This is a genomic window from Streptomyces sp. NPDC050433 (genome assembly GCF_044458565.1).
Classification (GTDB): domain Bacteria; phylum Actinomycetota; class Actinomycetes; order Streptomycetales; family Streptomycetaceae; genus Streptomyces.
Genome location: NZ_JBITIB010000003.1, coordinates 326,645 through 343,341, shown reverse-complemented (window position 1 = coordinate 343,341; position 16,697 = coordinate 326,645). Strand labels below are relative to the sequence as shown.

At 69.6% G+C, this 16,697-nt stretch carries 12 protein-coding genes and 1 tRNA gene; 8 read left to right on the top strand and 5 right to left on the bottom strand.

Annotated features, from left to right (window positions below):
* Nucleotides 1-48 precede the first annotated feature (48 nt).
* From ACIBLA_RS06380 to ACIBLA_RS06370, 3 genes are all read left to right on the top strand, one after another.
* A complete protein-coding gene (locus ACIBLA_RS06380; RefSeq protein WP_399197925.1) occupies nt 49-1,389 on the top strand; it encodes an ABC transporter substrate-binding protein in 1,341 nt (446 codons plus the stop codon).
* Between the two features lie 65 nt (nt 1,390-1,454).
* Nucleotides 1,455-2,477, top strand: a complete 1,023-nt coding sequence (locus ACIBLA_RS06375; protein WP_399197924.1) for a carbohydrate ABC transporter permease — start codon at nt 1,455-1,457, stop codon at nt 2,475-2,477.
* A 3-nt stretch (nt 2,478-2,480) separates the two neighbouring features.
* Complete coding sequence (locus tag ACIBLA_RS06370) at nt 2,481-3,323, top strand: carbohydrate ABC transporter permease (RefSeq protein ID WP_363240706.1); 843 nt, start codon at nt 2,481-2,483, stop codon at nt 3,321-3,323.
* A 61-nt stretch (nt 3,324-3,384) separates the two neighbouring features.
* Here ACIBLA_RS06370 and ACIBLA_RS06365 read toward each other — a convergent pair whose 3' ends face one another.
* The 4 genes from ACIBLA_RS06365 to ACIBLA_RS06350 form a co-directional block, all read right to left on the bottom strand.
* Complete coding sequence (locus ACIBLA_RS06365; RefSeq protein WP_399197923.1) at nt 3,385-4,266, bottom strand: sugar phosphate isomerase/epimerase family protein; 882 nt, start codon at nt 4,264-4,266, stop codon at nt 3,385-3,387.
* Nucleotides 4,267-4,334: 68 nt separating this feature from the next.
* The gene (locus tag ACIBLA_RS06360) at nt 4,335-7,838 is read right to left on the bottom strand and encodes a ThuA domain-containing protein (protein ID WP_399197922.1); all 3,504 of its coding nucleotides are present in this window, start codon (nt 7,836-7,838) and stop codon (nt 4,335-4,337) included.
* A gap of 223 nt (nt 7,839-8,061) precedes the next feature.
* Nucleotides 8,062-8,967, bottom strand: coding sequence for a transketolase family protein (locus ACIBLA_RS06355; RefSeq protein WP_399197947.1), 906 nt, complete (start codon nt 8,965-8,967; stop codon nt 8,062-8,064).
* Nucleotides 8,968-9,011: 44 nt separating this feature from the next.
* Nucleotides 9,012-9,731, bottom strand: a complete 720-nt coding sequence (locus tag ACIBLA_RS06350; protein ID WP_363240708.1) for a transketolase — start codon at nt 9,729-9,731, stop codon at nt 9,012-9,014.
* A gap of 149 nt (nt 9,732-9,880) precedes the next feature.
* On the opposite strand from ACIBLA_RS06350, the gene ACIBLA_RS06345 reads away from it, so the two are divergent.
* Together ACIBLA_RS06345 and ACIBLA_RS06340 are read left to right on the top strand one after the other, a co-directional pair.
* A tRNA-Pro gene (locus tag ACIBLA_RS06345) sits at nt 9,881-9,954 on the top strand.
* Nucleotides 9,955-10,077: 123 nt separating this feature from the next.
* Complete coding sequence (locus tag ACIBLA_RS06340; protein ID WP_399197921.1) at nt 10,078-11,457, top strand: SMI1/KNR4 family protein; 1,380 nt, start codon at nt 10,078-10,080, stop codon at nt 11,455-11,457.
* Between the two features lie 72 nt (nt 11,458-11,529).
* Here the strand turns inward: ACIBLA_RS06340 and ACIBLA_RS06335 are convergent, their stop codons facing one another.
* Nucleotides 11,530-14,223 carry an FG-GAP-like repeat-containing protein gene (locus ACIBLA_RS06335; protein WP_399197920.1) on the bottom strand — a complete coding sequence of 898 codons (2,694 nt, stop codon included), beginning with the start codon at nt 14,221-14,223 and terminating at the stop codon, nt 11,530-11,532.
* Between the two features lie 300 nt (nt 14,224-14,523).
* Between ACIBLA_RS06335 and ACIBLA_RS06330 the strand changes: the two genes are divergently transcribed.
* From ACIBLA_RS06330 to ACIBLA_RS06320, 3 genes are all read left to right on the top strand, one after another.
* Complete coding sequence (locus ACIBLA_RS06330) at nt 14,524-15,009, top strand: hypothetical protein (protein WP_399197919.1); 486 nt, start codon at nt 14,524-14,526, stop codon at nt 15,007-15,009.
* A 156-nt stretch (nt 15,010-15,165) separates the two neighbouring features.
* The gene (locus ACIBLA_RS06325) at nt 15,166-15,792 is read left to right on the top strand and encodes an RNA polymerase sigma factor (RefSeq protein ID WP_363240712.1); all 627 of its coding nucleotides are present in this window, start codon (nt 15,166-15,168) and stop codon (nt 15,790-15,792) included.
* The gene (locus ACIBLA_RS06320) at nt 15,789-16,586 is read left to right on the top strand and encodes a hypothetical protein (RefSeq protein ID WP_399197918.1); all 798 of its coding nucleotides are present in this window, start codon (nt 15,789-15,791) and stop codon (nt 16,584-16,586) included. The genes ACIBLA_RS06325 and ACIBLA_RS06320 overlap by 4 nt, the downstream gene beginning before the upstream one ends.
* Nucleotides 16,587-16,697 lie beyond the last annotated feature (111 nt).

Genomic DNA, 16,697 nt, shown 5'->3' with positions numbered 1-16,697 from the left:
AAAGCACGTCAGCACCCGAATCCCTCGCCAGAGCACGGAGGCACAGTCATGAGCTCAACCAGCAGAGATTACCGCCGCACCGTCCGTACGGGCCTGGCCCTGGCTCCCCTGGTGGCGCTGGCCGCCTGCGGCTCGGGCGGCGGTACGGACGCCTCCGCCGAGGCCGGGAGCGGCAAGGGCACCATCAGTGTCTGGGCCCACCAGGGTCAGAAGAGCGAGGTCAGCGCTCTGCAGAACGCGGTGAAGTCCTTCAACTCCTCGCAGAACAAGGTCAAGGTCGACCTGAAACTGATACCCGAGGCCGACTACACCAAGACCATCACGGCCACCGACGCCGCCGAGCTGCCGGACGTAATGGAGTTCGACGGTCCGACCATGGCGAACTTCGTCTACAACAAGAAGCTCGCCCCGATCGACACGTACGTCTCCGCCAAGACCATGGGCAACGCCACCGACGCGAGCAAGGCGCAGGGCCAGGTCGACGGCAAGCACTACGGCCTGGGCATGTTCGACTCCGGTCTGGGGATCTACGGGAACAAGAAGCTGCTCGACGCGGCCGGCGTGACGTACCCCAAGGGCCTGTCCGACGGCTGGACGGCGGCTCAGTTCACCGCCGCGCTCAAGGCACTGAAGGCCAAGGACCCCGACGGCAAGACCCTCGACCTCCAGGAGGCCGGCGGCTACGCCAACGAGTGGGGAACCTACGGCTTCGCCCCGATCGTCTGGTCCGCCGGCGGCTCCCTCCTCAAGGACGGCAAGGCGGAAGGCGCCCTCGACACCCCGGCCGTGGTCTCGGCCCTGAAGACGTTCCAGTCCTGGAAGACCTACGTCGACCCCAACACCGACGGCAACGCCTTCGCCAACGGCCGCGTCGCGCTGAGCTGGGTCGGCCACTGGATGTACCCCGCCTACAGCGACGCCCTCGGCGACGACCTCGTCGTGCTGCCGCTGCCCGACTTCGGCAACGGCCCCAAGACCGGCCAGGGCTCCTGGGCCTGGGGCATCGGCGCCGACACCAAGAACGCCAAGGCCGCCGGCACGTTCCTGGACACCCTCCTGGACGACGCCAACGTCACCGCCATGACGACCGCCAACGGGGCCGTGCCCGCCACCAGGACCGCGCTCGCCAAGAGCACCCTCTACCAGCAGGGCGGCCCGCTCCAGCTCTTCGCCGACCAGCTCGCCAAGCCCTGCGGCGACAGCGACATCACCAAGTCCTGCGTCGCCGTCACCCGCCCGGTGACCGCCGGATACCCCGTGATCACGTCGAAGTTCAGCGAGGCCCTGAACTCCATCTACGGCGGCGCCGACCCCAAGAGCGCCCTGGAAAAGGCCGCCCGCGCCATCAACCAGGACTTCTCCGACAACGCCGGCTACCAGATCCCGTAGGACCCATCGGCCGGTTGCGGGCCCGCGCACGGCGCGTCCGCCCCCGCCGGGAACAGGACCCTCCCGTGAAATCCGTGGAACCCGCGCACGCCGCGCCGCCCGGCCCGGAGCAGGCCCCGTCCGTGACATCCGGATCCGTGACATCCGAGAAGCCCGCGCGGTCGACGCGATCAGCGCGAACGGGCCGCGAGAACCGCGACTGGCCGCACGGACTGCTCATGTCCGCCCCCGCCGTCGTCGGACTCGTCGTCTTCGTCGGTGTGCCGTTCGGCTACGCCGTGGTGCTCTCCTTCTACAACGTCCGCCTCGGCTCCCCGCTGGAACCGACCTGGTTCGGGATCGAGCAGTACCGGCGGCTGTTCACAGACCCGGACCTGGCCGGCCCGTTCCTGCGGGCGCTGCGGAACAACCTGACCTTCGCCGTGGTCGTCGTACCCGTGCAGACGGCTCTGGCACTCGGGCTGGCGATCCTGCTCAACCGCAAGCTCAAGGCCATCGGCCTCTTCCGGTCCCTGTTCTTCATGCCGGTCGTCTTCCCGATGGCGCTGGTCGCGGTGATCTGGCGCCTCATCCTCGCCCGCAGCGACCAAGGCATGCTCAACTCCGCGCTGGACGCGGTGAGTTTCGGCAACTGGGGCGCCTTCGACTGGCTCGGCGACGGTGCCACCGCCATGGGCTCGATCATCGTGCTGTCCATCTGGCAGGGCGTCGGCTTCCAGATGGTCATCCTCCTCGCCGGACTCCAGCAGATCCCGGGTGAGCTCTACGAGGCCGCCCGGCTCGACCGCGCCACCCGCTGGCAGCAGTTCCGCCACGTCACCCTGCCCGGCATCCGCGGCACCCTCGTCTTCGTCGCCATGCTCACCTCGGTGCTCTCCTTCCGGGTCTTCGACCAGGTCTACGTCCTCGTCCGCGGTGGCGGCCTCGACGAGGACGCCACCCGCACCGTGATGTACCAGGCCGTCACCACCGCCTTCGACCAGAACAACATCGGCCAGGCGTCCGCGATCACCGTCGTCTTCTTCCTGATCGTCGTCGTCCTGACGCTCATCCAGCGCCGCGCCGTCCGGCCCGGAAACGAGGACTGACCCATGGGCACGATCCGCACGCCCCTGCGCCGCTTCATGGACTACGCCGTACTCGGCGTGCTCGCCTTCATCTTCGTACTGCCCGTGATCTACCTGTTCCTGGGCAGCCTCAAGCCGTCCGACGAGGTCCTCAACGGCCTCTCCGGCTTCCTCCCGACCAACCTGTCCTTCGACAACTACTCCGCCGTCCTCGACAGCCTCAACTCCGACAGCACCGGCTACTTCTGGCGCTTCATGGGCGTCTCACTGCTGCTGGCGTTCGTCGTGGTGACGGGGGGTCTGTTCGTCAACTCGATGGCGGCGTACGGGCTGTCACGGCTGAAGTGGCGCGGCCGGGAAGCAGTCTTCACCCTCATCCTGCTGCTGATGCTGGTCCCGTTCGAGTCGGTGGCCGTGCCGCTCTTCTACATGTTCAACGACCAGCGCAACACCCTCTTCATCCTGGCGCTCCCGTTCATCGCCAACGCCTTCTCGGTCTACCAGTTCCACACGTTCTTCCGTTCGATCCCGCCGAGCATCGAGGAAGCCGCCCGTATCGACGGCGCGGGCCCGTGGCGCACCTTCTTCGCGATCATCGTCCCCATGTCGAAACCGGCCTTCGCCTCCGTGGCGATCCTGACCTTCCTCATCCAGTGGGGCTCGTTCCTGTGGCCGGTGCTGATGGTCTCCGATCCGTCCGTCCGTCCGCTGCCGCTGGAGATGAGTGTCTTCCAGGGCCAACAGCCCCCGGACTGGGGCCAGATCCTCGCCTTCGGCGTCCTCCTGGTCCTGCCCGTCCTGGTGGTCTTCGCCTTCTTCCAACGCTGGTTCGTCCAGGGCGTCGCCGGCTCCGCCGTCAAGGGCTGAACACAAAACCCCCCGACCGGCCGTGAGGCCCGTCGGGGGGTGCGGTGCTGTACGGGTTGCGTCAGTACCGGAGCCGCGACAGATGGCGGTAGCTGTTGAGCGCCGTGGCGATCGGGTCCACCGGCGAGTCGTGCTCGACCAGCCACTGCCGTACGCCGCCACGGTGCGCCGTCTCGAACATCTCCGCGAAGTCCAGGACGCCCGAGCCGACATCGGCGAAGTCGCCGTTCGGGGCCATGTCCTTGACGTGCAGCGCCGGGAAGCGCGGGCCCTCCTCCGCGAACAGGCGGCGCGGATCGGCCCCGCCCTTCGCGGCCCAGTAGAGGTCCAGCTCGAACCCCACGTACTCGGGGTCGGTCTCGTTGAGCAGGATGTCGTACAGGACCTCGCCGTCGACCACCTTGTGGTCCGCGTCGTGGTTGTGGAAGAGCACCGGGCCGAGACCCGACTCGCGCGCCAAGCGGCCCGCCCTGTTCATCGCCGCCGCCGCCTCGCGGTAGCCCGCCGGGGTGTGCATCGCGCCCGGCAGGCTCGGTACGACGACCCACTTGCCGCCCAGCGTGTGGACGTCCGCGATGGCCTGCTGGAGGCCGGTGCCCGCCACCGTGGTGTAAGCGACGTGCTCCAGAACCGCCTTGAGGCCGACGTCGTCCAACACCTCGCGGATCTGGGTGGCGTTGCGGCCGAACCGCCCGCTGACGCCGACCGTCGCGTAACCGATGTCCGCCAGTTGCCCCAGCGTCCCCTCGAAGTCCGTCTGCAGGACGGACCGCATCGTGTAGAGGTGCATGCCGATGCCCCCGCGCGGGATGCGCCGCCGGCTGTGCGGGTCGTGGTGCCGGCCGGACTCCGTCGCACGGGCGGTCGTCGCCGTCGACGCCAGTCCGACCGCGGCCAGCCCTGCCGCCGCCGTACCCAGGAACGCTCTTCGTGTGCCCTTCACGTGACCTCTTCTCTCGGCTCGTTCAACTCGCTTGAATGCGGCTCGCGTTGATCCGGTGCTCCGTGGACTCACTTCGCGTTGATCTCGACGGCGCCGGTCGTCGTGTCGCCCTTGTCGTCGGTGACCGTGAGATGCGCCGTGTAGGCGCCCGGCCGGGCGTAGGTGTGGGTCGCGTTCGCGCCCTGCTCACCCGTGGGCTGCGTGTTGTCGCCGAAGTTCCAGCGGTACGAGGCGACGGTCCGGCCCTCGGCGAGCTTCACCGTGCCGGTCAGCTTCGTGGCCAGCGGCGCCGCGCCCTCCTCCACCGACGTGGCGACGGTGACGCTCGTGCCCGGCTTGCGTTCCACTCCGCGGCCGTTGAAGTGCAGCCAGTCGAGAGACAGCACGTCCTGTCCGTCCGGCTGCCAGTCCGGATTGCTGAAGACCGCGTACATCTTCACCGTGCCGCCGACCGGCCTGAGGTGTGTCGTCGGCGAGATGAAGTTCGTCCAGGCGCCGGTGTTCGGGACGGTGACCGAGCCCATCAGCGGGCCGGTCGGGGAGCCGTTGCGGAACTCGATCGTGCCACCTGTACCGCCCGAGGACGCGCCCACGGTGACCGACTGGACTCCGGTGAGATTCACCGGGTCGTACGCCACCCAGTCACCGTGCTCGACCTCGATGACGCGCTTGCCGCCGGACGCCTCGGCGCGGGCGCCCACCGTGACACCGCCGTTCTCGCCTCCCGTCTCGCTGAAGAACTCGCCCTCGCGGTAGGAGGCCTTGAGATTCGACGTGGCCGTCCCCGTCAGCGCGGGAACAGCCGGGTCGTCGCCGCCGTCGTCCTTGTAGCTGGCCGTGACGCGGAAGAACAGGTCCTGGTTCGCGTGCTCGTCGGTCGCCGGGACGGTGAACTCACCCTCGCAGCCCTTCGTGGACTGCACGGGGTGCAGCGTGGTCCCGTGACCGAGCCGCGCCTCGACGGTGACGCGCTCGCAGTCGATCGGCGCGGTCTCACCGTCCTCGCGGTCGGTGACCTTCACCTTGAAGGGAACGGTGTCGCCGAGGCTGAACATGCCGCCGTCCGGGGACTGTTGGACCGCCAGCACGGGCCGCGTGTTGCCCACGGTGATCTCCCGCGAGGCCTGAGCCGAGAGCTTGTCCGGACCGGTGACCGTCAGCCGCGCGGTGAAGACACCGTTGTCGGTGTAGATATGAGTCGGGTTCGCCTTCGTGGAGTCGACAGTGCCGTCCCCGTCGAAGTCCCAGGCGTACGTCACCGCCCCGCCACCCGACAACCCGGAACCCGCACTGGAGAACTTCACGCTCCGCGGCCCCGGTCCCGTGTCCGACGTCGCGGTGATCTTGGCGGTGGGCAACTCGCCGTCACCGACGTAGTCGATGCGGTAGATGCCGGTGCCCTGGTTGATCACGCCGGTGCGGCCCTCACCCGAGCCCAGCCCGAAGTCGATCACGTACAGGGAGCCGTCCGGCCCGAAAGCGGCCTCGAACAGCTGGTTCCACTTCATGTCGGTGAAGATGTTGTTGATCGACTGGATGTCCCCCGCCTTGGCCGGCGGGAAGCGCGGATCGGTGAACGACTGGTCCTTCTGCTGGATCGAGAACGTCTTGAACCAGTTCTTGCCCAGCTCGTAGTTGAACCACTTCGCGTCGAAGTACTCCGGGAACTTGGTCGGCGACGTGTTGTCCGGGTCGTAGTCGTAGACGGGACCGCTCATCGGCGCACCGCCGCCGCCGACCTCGGGGAAGAGGGGCGAGCCGGAGTACTGGTACGGGACGGTCGCGGCCTTGGACGGGGGCAGTTCACGCAGCCCTGTGTTGTTCGGCGACTCGTTGACCGGCTGGGCGCAGTCGAACTTCGCCCCCGAGACCTTGGTCGCGAAGTCGTAGTCGTTGAACGGGACGTTGGCGCCGATGCAGTACGGCCAGCCCAGGTTCGCCGCCTTCGGGAGCCGGTTGAACTCGACCGTGCCCTCCGGGCCGCGGTTGGGGTCCGCCGCCCGCGAGTCGGGTCCGTAGTCGCCGATCAGCAGCGCGCCGTCCTTCGGATCCGTGGTGATACGGAAGGCGTTGCGCAGCCCCATCGCGTACACCTCGGGACGGGTCTTCTCCGTGCCCGGTGCGAAGAGGTTCCCCTCGGGGACGGAGTACGTCCCGTCGTCCTTCGGGGTGATCCGCAGGACCTTGCCGCGCAGGTCGTTGGTGTTGGCCGAGGTGCGCTGCGCGTCGAAGACCTGCCGGCCCGGACGTTCGTCGATCGGCGTGAAGTTGTCCGAGACGAACGGGTCGGTGTTGTCGCCGGTCGCGATGTACAGGTCGCCGTCCTTGTCGAAGGCGAGCGAGCCGGCCATGTGCACATTGGCGCGGTCCTGGTCCCGGTCGGTCGGGATCTCCAGCAGAAGCTTCTCGGACGCCGGGTCCACGGTGTTCCCCGTCAGCGTGTAGCGCGACAGGTTCACCTGCTTCTTCTCCTTGTCGGAATGCAGGAGATAGAGCCAGTTGTTCGTCGCGAAGTCCGGATCGAGCGTCAGCCCGATCAGCCCGTCCGACTGCTCGGTCATCTTGCGGCTGTACTCGAAGTCCAGCGCCGTGGTGGTCTCCAGCGTCGACTGGTCGAGGACCTGGAGCTTGCCGGTGCGCTGGATGTAGATCACCCGGCGGTCGGGAGTCACGGCCAGCTCGTACGGGTCGGAGAGGTCGGTCGCCAGCTGCGTACGCTTGAAGGACCCGGTCTTGCTCGCGGAACAGTCACCGGGCTTGTTGCCGGCCGCCCACTGGATGCCGCCGAGCAGGTGCTTGCGGAAGTTCTCCTCCTCGAAGGAGGACGAGTCATGGCCGCCGGCGGTGAACCAGGAGCGTCCGCCGTCGTAGTTCTGGCACCAGGACCACGGGTGGTCGACACCCTCGTCGAGCCCGTCGATACCGTCGTTCACCTTGATCTGCGCGAGCGTGTGCACCTTGCCGGTCGGATTGGTGCGCCAGTTGTACCACTCCTCCGTACGCTCCCAGAGCTCCGGAAGTCCCTTGGTGGAGGGGTGCGCCTGGTCGAGCACCTTGACGCGGCCCTTCTGGATCGCGGGGTGCTTGTCGAAGATGGCGCCCGTCAGCCCCTCGTACCAGTCCCAGTCGCGCTCGCTCGCGGACGCGGCGTGCAGCCCCACCCAGCCGCCGCCCGCACGGATGAACTTCTGGAGCGCGGCACGCTGCGGCGCGTCCAGCAGATCGCCCGACTCCGGCGTGGAGTTGGTGTTGTTGAAGACGATCGCCTGGAAGCGCGCGAGGTTGCTGTCGGTGAAGACGGCGGCGTCGTCGGAGGCCTCCACCTCGAAGCCGTTCTCCGCGCCGAGCTTCTTGATTCCCTCGATCCCGGCCGGGATCGAGTCGTGCTCGAAGTTGGTGACCTTGGAGAAGACCAGGACACGGAACGGCGCGGCGTCCGCGGGAGGGGGCGAGGCGACCCCGAGTCCGAGCACGAGAGCGAGCAGTGCCAGGACGACGGTGAAGGGCGTCAGGGCCCTCCTCCGCGGTCGGCCGGTGCGCAGAGGGGATCGGTCTGGTGGACGGCTACTCACGGGCGCTCCCGGTGCAGGTGGCGGCTACGAATGGGAAGAAAGCGCTTTCTGAAGTACGCCGCACAGCGTAGGTTCCCCGCTTCCAGGGGGTCAATGGGTTGGAAGCGTCCACTGTGGTATGGCAGTTGGTGACGCCGTGGTCGGTCGGTCCCCGGGGCAGTCCTCAGCGTCGGTCCCTGCGTCGGCCCCTGTGCCGGTCCCCGCGTTCGGTCCCTGCCGTCGGTCACGAACCCCCCGTCAGAAAGCCGGAGATCCGTGCGCGCAGCGACCGCGGGTCCAGGCCGTGCGCCGTGAGATGTTCGTCCATCTCCCCGTACTTGCGCAGCTCGCGCCGCCCCACGCCCAGCCCGAGCACCCGGTGCGGCACATGCACCAGTGCCTCGTCGGCCGCCGCCGTCGACGTCCCGGCGAGATACGGCTCCACGATCACCGCCTCGGCGGCGCCCTTCTCCCCGACCGCCCGGCGCAGCGCGGCACTGTCGAAGGGGCGGACGGTCGTCGCGTACAGCACCGTCGTGTCGAGCCCTTCCGTCGCCGCGAGCACGTTGTCCAGCATCGGCCCCACGGCGACCACCGCACCGTGGTTCCCCTCGCGGACGGTCAGAAAGCCGGAGCCGGTGACCGGCAGCGCCCGCGCGTTGGTCTGCAGCGACAGCCGTACGTACACCCGGTCGTCGCCCTTCGCGGCGTGCCGCAGCAGCGCCTCGGCCTCGTCGGGGTGCCCCGGCACATGCACCGTCCAGCCGTCGAGCGTGTCGAGGAGCGCCACATCGCCCGGCGACATATGGGTGAAGCCGCCGGACGGCCAGTCGTACGACGCTCCTGCGCTGACCAGCACGCCGCCCACGCCCTGGTGCCCGAAGTCCAGTTTCACCTGCTCGAACGGGCGCTCCACCAGGAAGCTCGCGAAGGTGTGCACGATCGGCCGCATCCCGGTGAGGGCGATCCCGCCGCCCGCGCCGACGAGCAGCTGTTCGCGGATCCCGACGTCGATCACCCGGTGCGGATGACGTCGTTCCACCTCCCGGAAGCTCTCGTGGCCGATCACGGCGAGTACGACGGCGAGGCGCGGGTCCTCGTCCAGCAGCCGGGACGTGGCCGAGACGAAGCGCTCACGCATGGTGTCCATCAGAAAACCTCCGAGTGGGTGGTGGTCACGGCCGGTGGTGGTGGTCACGACCGGGATTCGACGCGGGCGACGACCGCCCTGGCCTGGCCGGGATGGGGCGCGGTGAATGCCTCGTACAGCGCCTCGTGGTCCCGCCCGTCGACGGTCACGGCCGACCAGCCCGCCGCTGTGAAGCGGGAGGCGATGCCGCCGGGCCAGCCGTGCGCGGCCGACGAGTTGTCGATGACGAGCGTGTGCAGCTGGTCGAGTCCGGCGGGGCCCGCGTAGCCGATGGCCTCGTGGTTGCTGCCCTCGTCCAGCTCGCCGTCCCCGATGAGCACCCAGACCTTGGAGCCGGTACGCCCCTGCGCCCGCAGCCCGAGCGCGCTCCCGACGGCGAGCGGCAGCCCGTGCCCGAGCGACCCGCTGCCGATCTCGGCCCCCGGCACGAGCAGCCGGTCGGGGTGGTGGCCGAGCGGGGAGTCGTACGAGCCGAAGCCGGGGAGCAGCGACTCGGGGAAGAAGCCCTTGGCGGCGAGGACGGCGTAGTACGCCATCGGCCCGTGCCCCTTCGACAGCAGGAAACGGTCGCGCGCCGGGTCGTCGGCGGTGGTGGGGGAGACGTTCAGGACGCGGTCGTAGAGCACCCAGAGCGCGTCGAGGGTGGATGTGGCGGCCGATCCGTGCTTCTCGTCGCCGGTCATCAGGGACAGCAGCCGGTCGAGGTCCCGGTAGCCGTACGAGGGTGTCGCGGGCGTGGTCGGAGTCCGTGTCGATGTCGTCATACGGACCACCGTGCTACCTCAACTTAACTTGAGGTCAAGTGGGCGCCCGAGGGTGCAGAACGGAAAAAAGCGGTTCGTGACCACCGGTCGGAGTGCGGTATTGTTCTCATGCGCGTTCGGCCGGGGGAAACCCCAGGTCAGGCGGGCATCGGGACGTGGCGCAGCTTGGTAGCGCACTTGACTGGGGGTCAAGGGGTCGCAGGTTCAAATCCTGTCGTCCCGACTTTACGAAGTCGCAGGTCAGGGCCGGTTTCGGAGTAATCCGAAACCGGCCTTCGGCCATTTCCGGGGCCGGATGGGGACCACGGGTCCCGGTCATGACCAACGGAACGACTGGAGGCCACCGTTGCCCTCGATAGATGACTTCGCCACCTGGGAGCCCGTGTTGCGGCTCTTGCGTGCCGCCAACGCGAGGAGCCTGGCCGTGCCGGGCGGCCATGTGTCGGGTCGCATCGGGAATGGCTGGAGCCTGCCGTTGCCGCGGCGGATTCCGTCGCCGGGGCAGGCCGCCCGGACCGAGGACATACGGGACGAGTTGGACGCGGTGGAGCGGGTGCGGAGCGCGCTCGCCGACGCCGGCTCCGGCAGCATCTCGTTCGCGGCGCGGATCGCGCCGAGCGGGAGGACCGTGCTCGATCTCTTCGGGTCCAGCGTCGCCGTGGAGTCCGGCATCGGCGGTCCCCATCCCGGTTCGCTCGTCCTGGTCGAGGACGCCGTCCCCGAGCCCTGGCGCCGTCTGCCCGATCCGGCGCCGGAGGCGGTGCCGTCCCCTTCGGTGGATCGGGCCGCGCTGGAGCGGACGCTCCGCGAGCGGATCCCCGATGCCGTCGGTGCGCCCGAGGAGGAGATCGCCGCCACGGAAGCACGCCTCGGCGTCCCGTTGCCCGACGAACTCAAGGTGCTCTACCGGGTGACGCGGGCCAAGTGGCGGAACTCGCGTGCCGACCGCGGCGCGGCGATGCGCGTCGAGGATGCCGTGGGCTGCGAAGTCTTCTCGCTGGACGGGCTGTACGTCGCCGACGCGTCGTCCCGTCCGTGCCTGTGGCAGTTCGCCGCGATGGAGGCGGTCGAGACCTCGCCCGACGCCGAGGTGCAGGGCATCGTCGGCTCGCCCGGCTGGATCGCCTTCGGCGACAACGGCGGCGGCGACCGGATCGCGGTCGACCTGACCCCGGGCCCGCGCGGGCACATCGGGCAGATCATCATGCTCAGCCACGAGGAGAACGTCGGCGCCGACATCGTCGCGGACAGCCTCACCGATCTGGTGATGAGGCGGCCGGACGAACGGCGCGGCAACCGCCGTGGGGACGAGCCGTCGGCCGTGGCCTGGGTCAACCACGTAAGCGTGAAGAGCGTCCGGGCCGCCGCCCATCACGGCCTGGAGGCCCTGTCCATCGGCGTGTGTGACGGTGAACCGTTCAGCCTCGCGCCCCTCGTCGGACTGCCCCGGCTGCGGACTCTCGGCGCCCGCGCCGGCACGCTCGCCGATCCGCTGGAGATCGCCGAGCTGACCCGGCTGGAGTTCCTGAGGCTCGGGCCGGAGGACTGGCGCGTCCTCCTCGATGCCGGAGCCGTTCCGCGTGGTCTGGCCGCCGCGTTCATCGAGGTGGCCGGCGACCGGCACCCGGCCCCGGTCGTGGACCTCGCCAACGAGCTGCTCGGGCTCTGGGACCGCCCCCCGATCCCACGGACCACCCTGGAGGGCGACCTGGGCCCCGCGACGTAGCCACGGGAAGTGGAGCCCGTCGGATCCGCACCGAAGGGCTCCACTTCCAGGGACGGGGAGGCGGCAGGCAGGCTACGGGCTGAGGGCCGAACCGATGCGGATACCGCTCGGGGACCCCAGCTGCGTCACTCCGTAGTAGATGCCGGTGGAGGGCTTGATACCGGACGTGCTGGTGTTGTCGATCTGGAGGACCGTGCCGTTGTCCGCGTCCTCACCGTCCGCGCCGATCGCGATGTCCGCGCGGGTGTAGCCGGAGAGATCGGTGAGGGACACGGCGGAACCCAGTCTGTCGTTGGATTCCGTGACACCGGGGACACCGGTCGTGTCCTGGCTGTAGCCGGCGGCGCCAGTGCCGGTGGGACCCGTGGAACTTCCGCGGATCAGGAGGGCCGTGCCGGCGTTGGTCCGGCTGATGCCGTCGCGGGTGATGTCCTCGCCGGGCGCACCGGTGAGGATGTCGTCGTATCCGTCGAGGTTGACATCGCCGACGGAGACGGACGCTCCCATGTCGTCGCCGGTCTCACCGGCGCCCGGAACGCCCGTGGTGTCCTGGTGGACCGTCTTGCGGCCGGTGGAGGTCAAGCCCGTGGCCGATCCGAAGACGGTCGTCACCGCGCCTCCCTTGGCGGTGTGTCCCGACTCCGTACCGGAGGGCTGGCCCACGACCACGTCGGTGGCACCGTCGCCGTTGATGTCGCCCGCGGCCAGGGAGCGCCCGCCGCGCGCGTCGAGGATGCCGACCCTGACCAGGCCGGTGGCGGAACCCTTCAGCCAGAGCAGACGCCCGATGCCCGCGGGGTCGCGGTAGTTGACGGCGACGTCGGCGAAGCCGTCCTTGTTGAAGTCGCCGGTCACCGCGGCGGCGTAGGCGGCGGCGCCGGTGTGCGCGGCGGTGCCGAGATAACCGTACTTCGCGGTGCCGGTCTTCCCGTCCCAGGCCCACCAGCGGCCCGGCTTGCCCGGTGCGACGGAGAAGACGTCGGCCTTCCCGTCGGCGTTGAAGTCACCCGCGGTGACGGTGGTGCCGAGCTTGTCGCCGCCGGTACGGAGGCTTTCGGTGGCGTAGTAGCCGCGGCCGGTCGTCAGGCCGGGGCCGTACATCACGGCCAGGTTGCCGTTGTCGGCCTGGGTGAGGTCTTCGCCCGGCGCGCCCACCACGAGGTCGGCATAACCGTCGCCGTTCACATCGGCCCAGGCGTTGGACGTTCCGAAGAGGTCCCCGGCCTCCGAGCCTCCGGGCACTCCGGGGCTGCTCTGGGTGAGCGTCGTCTTCGCGGTCGTGCTCGGACCGTCGGTCGTCCCCGCGAGTACGGTCACGCGGCCGGCGCTGCTCGATGCCCTCGGAAGGCCGACGACGAGGTCGGTGATGCCGTCGCGGTTGAAGTCGGCCGTGGGAGCCGCCGAGTTGCGGGTTGCGTTGGTGGCGTAGGTGCGGATGGCGCCGAGCTTGGCGTAGAGATTCGCGCCGGGGCAGGCGGTGTTGAAGCCGTCACGGTGGCCGGCGACGGTGTTGAACGTGACGTCACCGCCGGGCGACGTGGAGCCGTCGGCGTTGGTGACGAGGCGGGTCAGCGTCACCTTGGCGGTGGGGCTGACACCGTACTGCCCGAGCTTCCACGCGGTGACACGGGCCGCGGACCGCAGCGCGGCCGAAGTCGGCTTGCCGGTCTCGAAGTTGCCGAGCAGCGCGATGCCGGTCGAGTAGGAGTTGAAGCCGTAGGTGTGGGCGCCCTTGACCGGCAGGTCGGCGCCGCCCGCGCGGCCTTCGAAGACCTGACCGCACTTGTCGACGAGGAAGTTGTAACCGAGGTCGTTCCAGCCTTCGGTCTTGACGTGGTACGTCATGATCGCGCGGACCATGGCGGCGGACTCGCCGCAGCTGTAGTTGTTGCTGTCGACGGTGTGGTGGATGTACACCGCCTGCACCTTGTCGTTGTACTCCGGCGGGTCCTCGACCAGTGACTCATCGGCTCCCCACTGGGCGCGGTCGATGATCGCCGGCCGGTTCACGGTCGACGGAGGCGCGGTCGGTACGGGGGCAGGGGTGACCGTTTCCGTCTCGGTCGGGGTGGGTGTGGAAGTGGGGGTCGGCGCAGTGGTGTCGGTCGCTGTCTCGGACGGGGTGTCGCTCGGGGCGTCCGTCGGCGTGACCGTCGCGCCGGGGGTCTCCGCCGTATCGGACGGTGCCGAGGGCGACGGGGTCGTCGTCGCGTCCACCGCGAACGCCGCGTTGTCCGTGGTCGGTTCCGTGGTGGCCGCCGCCGGGTTGCGGGCCTCGGCCTTGCTGACGCCCGGATCGACCATGTGCAGCTTCAGATTCTTCGGCAGCGCGCGACGCGACGCTCCCGAGGCGACCTTCACCTGCACGGCGTCCGACGCTCCGACCCACAGAGGCTCCGTCGCCTGTCGCGCGGCTGCCTTCTCCGGCCCGTCGGGACCGTCGGCCGACACCTCCAACTCGCGCCAGGGCGACCAGACGCCGGTGTCGACGGCACGCGTACGGACCTGAGCGGTGCCGTCGACCTTCGTCGCGTCGTCCCAGCCGATGCCGACCAGGGAGAAGGGCGCGGCGTTCGTGGTCGGCAACTGCCGCTCGGTGGCCGTGCCGCCGTTCAGCGCGACCGACCGGAGCTTCGCGGGGCGGGCCTGGGGCTGCTTGAGTTCGGCAGGGTCCTCCGACGGGTTGGCGATGGCGACCGTCACCACTCCGGCTCCGCCGATGAGGACCGCGCCGACGGTCAGCCATGCGCGGCGTTTCAGGCTCATCGATCGGTACGCATGCGATGTGCGCGGGCTCAAATGCCCCACCCTTCAGAGAGAAGTTCGCTTGAGGCACGCCCGTCACAAGGGCGGCCCGGTCTACCCAGCGCGAGGGGGTATCGAAACGTCACGCAGCTCAGAGAGGTGTGGGGTAGGTCACTATTTTCGAACGGGCGGTGCCGCGACGGGACATTCGCAGACGCCTGAAGAGGCCCATCAGTTGTACGTGTTTCCGGAGGTCATCACGTGAGAACCGACACGTCTGATTTTCGTGATGTTTCCTGGTCCGCCGTCGCTGGGACAGACATGGACTGTGATCTCCGGGATTATCTGGTGGCGCGGCAGATGCGGGCCTATGTCACCCGCTTCGTCGCCGGGCTGACGGAGCGGAACCGGCTGCCGCTCGACTACTCCATCGCCAGTCTGCGCCTGGTCGACCTGATCATCGACGGGCTGCGGGGCGACGGGCCGCCGGGTCACGGGCCGGAACGCGTGCGGATCGAGCCGGTGTTGCGAGGACTCGGTGTGTATCTCGGTGAGGTCATGGTGCGCAGGGGCGGCGGTCGGTGGGTGGAATTCGACGAAGCTCAGCGGCAGTCGTTCGGGCAGCCGGTCGGTGTCCGGATGAGTGACGGTCGTGTGTGGAACCCGCTGGGAAGGGTGGTCAATCGGTTCGAGGTAGGGTCCGAGGAATCGATTCAGCGGTTCTACCTTCTCGTGCCCGGTCGCGAACGCCGCCCCGTGGCGACCGTGAACGCGACGGCGGCCACCGCGGCCACCGCGACCGTGTGACCTGTGCGTACCGTGCGCGCTGTGGGGCTTCGCTGTGACATTTCCGTGTGCCCTCACGCAGAGGTAGGCGGGAGGGCCCGGCCCTTGAGCCATGGGCCGGGTGAGCTGTGTCGCGTCGACGGGTGTCGGCGATGCACGAGGTACCAAGAGGAACGTGTGGCCAGGGCGAGGGAGAAGCGGCAAGGGCAGGTGTACGACGCCGAGCTGGGCGCTGCCGTCGAGCAGGCCCAGGGGGGCGACGAGGAGGCCTTCGTTCTGGCGTACCGGCTGGTTCACCCCGGACTGCTCGGCTACGTACGGGGGTTGGTCGGCGACGACGCCGAGGACGTGGCGTCCGACGCCTGGCTGGAGATCTCCCGTGATCTGGGGCGCTTCCGAGGAGACGGAGCGGGGTTCCGGGGCTGGACCGCGACCATCGCACGCCACCAGGCCCTGGACCATCTGCGCAAACAGAAGCGACGGCCGGCCACCTCACTGCTGGAGCAGGACGTACTCGAACTCCCCGGCGATCAGGACACGGCTGTCGCCGCCCTGGAGAAGCTGTCCACGGAGAGGGCGCTCGAACTCATCGGCGCGCTGCCCAGGGAGCAGGCCGAGGCCGTACTGCTGCGGGTGGTGGTCGGCCTCGACGGGCCGGCGACCGCGCGCGTGCTCGGCAAACGGGCCGGGGCCGTACGCACGTCCGCCTACCGCGGGCTGCGGAGACTGGGAGAGGAACTGTCCGCCAGCACAGTGGCCGGTGTGACGCCTGGGCGGCGCCGTACGCTGAGAGATGAGACATGACACAGGAATCACGGCGGCGGCCCGAGCCCGACGGGCCGTTGACGCCGGAGGTGGACGCGCTGCTCGCAGCCGCGCGGCGTGGCGACGCGGTCGACCCCGCCGCTGAGCGGCGGGCGCTCGACGCTTTTCGGGCGGCCCGCGAGCAGGGTGCGCACGACGAACTCCCACTGTGGCGCAGACGTACGCGTGACGACTGGCGACCGGTCCGTCGGCGCCGCCGTGTGCGCTCGGTCCGGGCCGTGGTCGGCGGGTTCGCCGTCGCGGTGACGATCGGCGGGGTCGCGGTGGCCGCCGGTTCCGGTTCGCTGCCGAGTCCGTTCGGCGGTGGACCGGACCGACCGGAGCCGGTCCGGCCGGGGCACAGCGAGTCGGCGACTCCCGACGATCCGCCCGCGCGGCCGTCCGGTACGCCCTCCTCACGCGGCGAGGGCGGTGGGCCGGGGCGCGGCCCGGATCCCGGCTCACATCCGGCGGGGGCCGGCAACGGGAAGAACCTCGTCGCCCATTGCCGTGTGTACACCGAGGCGCGGGGCAACGGAAAAGCCGCGGACGCGACCTCCTTCGAACGTCTTGAGGCGATCGCCGGGGGCGCGTCGAAGGTCGCGGACTACTGCGCCGCGCTGCTCGCGCGAGAGCCCGAGAAGGAGACAGGGCAGCCGGGCGGCGCGACGAAGGGGCAGCAGGGGAACGGCCGGACAGGAAACGCCTCGGACGGAAAAACCGGACCGGCGCCGGAGGCCGGGTCGACCAACGCGCCCGGAAAGCCCGCGCAGGGCAATTCCGCCGCGCAGTGAAGGCGCTGCCCGGGGCGGTCAGGGCCGTCGGTGGCCGTGGGGAATTCTCATCCCTCTCGGGGTGGTTCGTCCCTTATCTCCGGTCGGTCGACGGACGTGATGGACCTCGTG

Bases quoted from the DNA above. Each gene is read 5' to 3' on its own strand.
- ACIBLA_RS06320 (WP_399197918.1), top strand. From the start codon at position 15,789: ATGACACAGGAATCACGGCGGCGGCCCGAGCCCGACGGGCCGTTGACG.
- ACIBLA_RS06370 (WP_363240706.1), top strand. From the start codon at position 2,481: ATGGGCACGATCCGCACGCCCCTGCGCCGCTTCATGGACTACGCCGTA.
- ACIBLA_RS06335 (WP_399197920.1), bottom strand. From the start codon at position 14,223: ATGAGCCTGAAACGCCGCGCATGGCTGACCGTCGGCGCGGTCCTCATC.
- ACIBLA_RS06380 (WP_399197925.1), top strand. From the start codon at position 49: ATGAGCTCAACCAGCAGAGATTACCGCCGCACCGTCCGTACGGGCCTG.
- ACIBLA_RS06355 (WP_399197947.1), bottom strand. From the start codon at position 8,967: ATGGACACCATGCGTGAGCGCTTCGTCTCGGCCACGTCCCGGCTGCTG.
- ACIBLA_RS06330 (WP_399197919.1), top strand. From the start codon at position 14,524: ATGGACTGTGATCTCCGGGATTATCTGGTGGCGCGGCAGATGCGGGCC.
- ACIBLA_RS06350 (WP_363240708.1), bottom strand. From the start codon at position 9,731: ATGACGACATCGACACGGACTCCGACCACGCCCGCGACACCCTCGTAC.